Genomic DNA, 3,166 nt, shown 5'->3' on the forward strand with positions numbered 1-3,166 from the left:
GGACGGGGTATCTCAGTGTAACCATTTCCGAGTCCCGCAATGCGCAGGGGTCTGCAGGGGAAGTGAAACGCCGGAGGCATACAACCAACGAATTGAGGGTGCGCTACGGACATTTGAACAACACCCGGAAAATATCCTGATTCGTGAAAAAGGACGTCATGGTGAGGAGGAAGCACTGGTTTGGATCGCCGGTGGTATGTACAGAGGATACGGCTTTGTGCCGAAAATGAGCGAGGTAAGTAGCTTTGAGGATCTGGAACCCTTTTTGACCCCTCAAAAAGCCTACCCGGAGACCGATCAAATCATCAACTCCTATCTGCTGAAACATCCGGAAAGGGCGAGGGAAATAAAGCGTATGAATATTCACCGGTATATCGAAACCGGAAGGTTACTATAAGGCTATTTGTTCCGGAGCTTATAGTACATCCGGATGATGAAAAAGAGCCACATCAGGAAGATTGCCCCTACAAAAATGGAGTAAATCAATACGAAATCCACGCTACTTCTTATATTTCAGATAGTTCATAAAGCCGAGGATGGTAGGGGCCCAAAGACCTATAAATATGGCTTCAAGTTTCTCTCCCTGGAGAAAACGCAATTCAGAAACTACAATTATTGATAACACCACTACGAGCAGGACGACATTCATCCAGCCCACACGTTCCACAAATTCCTTGAACATTACCGTTCGAGTTAGGTTAAAGATACAAAAAAGTCAAAAAAATATTAAGAAATATTTAACATTTTTAAGATGTCTGAAGTAAAAATACCACTTTTCGATCTTTTAGCGGAACGAATCTCAACTAAGCCTTTTTCAGGTTTTTCCTTTTAGTAAAGACGAAGCGCGAAGATCTTTGTTACAGATCTTCCAGACTAGCTCTTTTTATGGGCTTCAGAAGCCGGATCGGGTTCCAGAAATCCCTGTTCCCGCATCCAGTCATCGTTGTATATTTTACCCACATACCGGCTCCCGTGATCGTGAAAAAGCACCACAACGACATCCTCAGGGCTAAAGTGGTCCTTCAGCTGGAGGACACCACAAATCGCGGCCCCGGCTGAGTTTCCTAAAAACATCCCCTCCTCGAGTGCCAACCTTCGGGTATAAACAGCAGCATCTTTGTCCGTCACCTTGGTAAACCCATCGATAATGTCAAAGTTCACATTGGCCGGAAGGATATCTTCCCCAATCCCTTCCGTGATATATGGATAGATCTCATTCTCATCGAAAATACCGGTTTCGTGATACTTCTTAAAGACCGAACCATAGGTGTCCACTCCCCACACCTTAACCTCGGGATTCATGGATTTAAGGTAGGACCCTACCCCGGAAATGGTTCCCCCGGTTCCCACACCCACCACAAAATGGGTGACTTTACCCCCTGTTTGCTCCCAAATTTCAGGTCCGGTACTCTCGTAATGCGCCAGGGTATTGGCCGGGTTGTCGTACTGATTCACGTACCACGCGCCCGGAATCTCCTCAGCGAGCCGACGTGCCGTGGAGTAATAACTTCGCGGATCTTCCGGGGCGACATCTGTAGGGCATACATGCACCTCACAGCCTACCGCCTTTAAGATGTCAATTTTTTCCCTGGACTGTTTATCGCTGATGACACAAATCATACGATACCCCTTAACAATAGCCGCCAGGGCCAACCCCATCCCTGTATTGCCGGAAGTACCCTCCACGATGGTGCCGCCTGGTTTTAACACCCCCCGGGCCTCAGCATCGGCCACCATACGGACTGCCATTCGATCTTTTACGGAATTCCCGGGGTTAAACGTTTCGTATTTAGCGAGCACCATACAGGGCAATTCTGACGTAATACGGTTGATTTTTACCAGGGGGGTATCCCCGATGGTATCCAGTATATTTTCAGCGTATTTCATGGACGGCAAAGATACAAAGCCCATTGAGATTAAACGCAAAGATCAGGCAAAACGGATGGCGCGAGCAGGACTGATACGGGTGATAATCCAGGAAGGAATCAGCAGCATAAGCAGGCACAGGGCAAGTACCCCGGCGTTGAGAATCAGGACTGTTGGTAGTTCCAGGTATACGGGAATGTATTCCATATAATATTCCTCCGGGTTTGGAAACTTAAAAACCCGAAACTTCCACTGAATAGCGAGGAGTCCCAGTCCGAGAACATTCCCGATTAAAAGCCCTAACCCGATGAGGTAGGCGGCATTGTAGAGAAAGACCTTGCGAATGCTCCAGTTGGTCGTACCCAGAGACTTCAGAATTCCAATCATTGGTGTTCGTTCCAGGATGAGTACCAACAAAGCGGTAATCATATTGATCCCGCCCACCAAAATCATGATTCCTATGATCAGGGCAATATTAAAATCGAATAATCCGATCCATTCAAAAATCTGGTAATACTTGCGCTTTATGGTCTGGGTGTCCAGATCTGAAACCGTATTGTTATAAATTTCAGCCCCTTTTTCTTCAATTTGATCAAAATCTTCCAGGAAGACCTCAAAATTCCCCACCTGGTCGGAATTCCAGTTGTTCATCCGCCGGATATGCCTTATATCCGTAAAAATGTAGGTGGCGTCGAATTCTTCAAAACCGCTGTCGTAAATTCCAACTACCTGAAATCGTCTTTGATTGGGGATTTTTTCGGGGTTTTCTTCTTTCAGGAAGAAACAGTTGAACTGGCTATCGAGACCCAGGTTGAGTCGGGCTGCCATCTGTCGTGAAATCAAAACCTCAGAATTTAGCCCTTCCCCGTAATTTGGAAGGCGACCCTCAACCAGGAATTCCTCAAAGGCAGCCCAGTTGTAATCCATACCAACTCCCTTAGCTATAAAACCCTCGAAAGTATCTTCCGTACGAATAATCCCGGCCTTCGTCGCCACACCCTGAATATGGCTAATACCCTCAACGGTGTTGAACTCCGGGTAAAATTCCTGGCGGGTACTCACGGGGATTATGGATACTTCGGAATTATTATTATCGTAGTTGTATATCTGAATGTGCCCGTTAAATGCAGAGACCTTTTCGCGGATCTTGTGCCGGAGCCCGACACCCGTGGCCAGAGCGATGAGCATCATAAGCACCCCAAGGGCAATAGCGGCTATGGCTATTTTAATAATCGGGGCGGAAATACTACTTTTATGCTCCTTGCTCCCGATAAGTCGCCTGGCGATGTACCACTCTAAA

Annotated in this window: 3 protein-coding genes and 1 pseudogene; 1 reads left to right on the forward strand and 3 read right to left on the reverse strand. The window is 46.9% G+C overall.

The genetic code is table 11. The features are described from left to right. A pseudogene (locus WBV75_RS02560) lies at window positions 1–397 on the forward strand (hypothetical protein); the annotation flags it as partial. A gap of 102 nt (window positions 398–499) precedes the next feature. Here WBV75_RS02560 and WBV75_RS02565 read toward each other — a convergent pair. The 3 genes from WBV75_RS02565 to WBV75_RS02575 all read right to left on the reverse strand — a co-directional run. Further along, entirely contained in the window at window positions 500–682 is a 183-nt protein-coding gene (locus tag WBV75_RS02565; RefSeq protein WP_424119093.1) for a hypothetical protein, read from the reverse strand. Between the two features lie 191 nt (window positions 683–873). Beyond that, the gene (locus WBV75_RS02570) at window positions 874–1,887 is read right to left on the reverse strand and encodes a PLP-dependent cysteine synthase family protein (protein ID WP_424119094.1); all 1,014 of its coding nucleotides are present in this window, start codon (window positions 1,885–1,887) and stop codon (window positions 874–876) included. 42 nt (window positions 1,888–1,929) lie between these two features. Continuing rightward, window positions 1,930–3,166: ABC transporter permease (locus WBV75_RS02575; RefSeq protein WP_424119095.1), on the reverse strand; the 1,237-nt coding region annotated here is incomplete at its 5' end.

Origin of the sequence: Robiginitalea sp. (assembly GCF_049588695.1) — a bacterium.
Lineage (GTDB): Bacteria > Bacteroidota > Bacteroidia > Flavobacteriales > Flavobacteriaceae > Robiginitalea.

Excerpts from the sequence above, each read along its gene's own strand:
- WBV75_RS02565 (WP_424119093.1), bottom strand. The coding sequence starts at position 682 with ATGTTCAAGGAATTTGTGGAACGTGTGGGCTGGATGAATGTCGTCCTG.
- WBV75_RS02570 (WP_424119094.1), bottom strand. The coding sequence starts at position 1,887 with ATGAAATACGCTGAAAATATACTGGATACCATCGGGGATACCCCCCTG.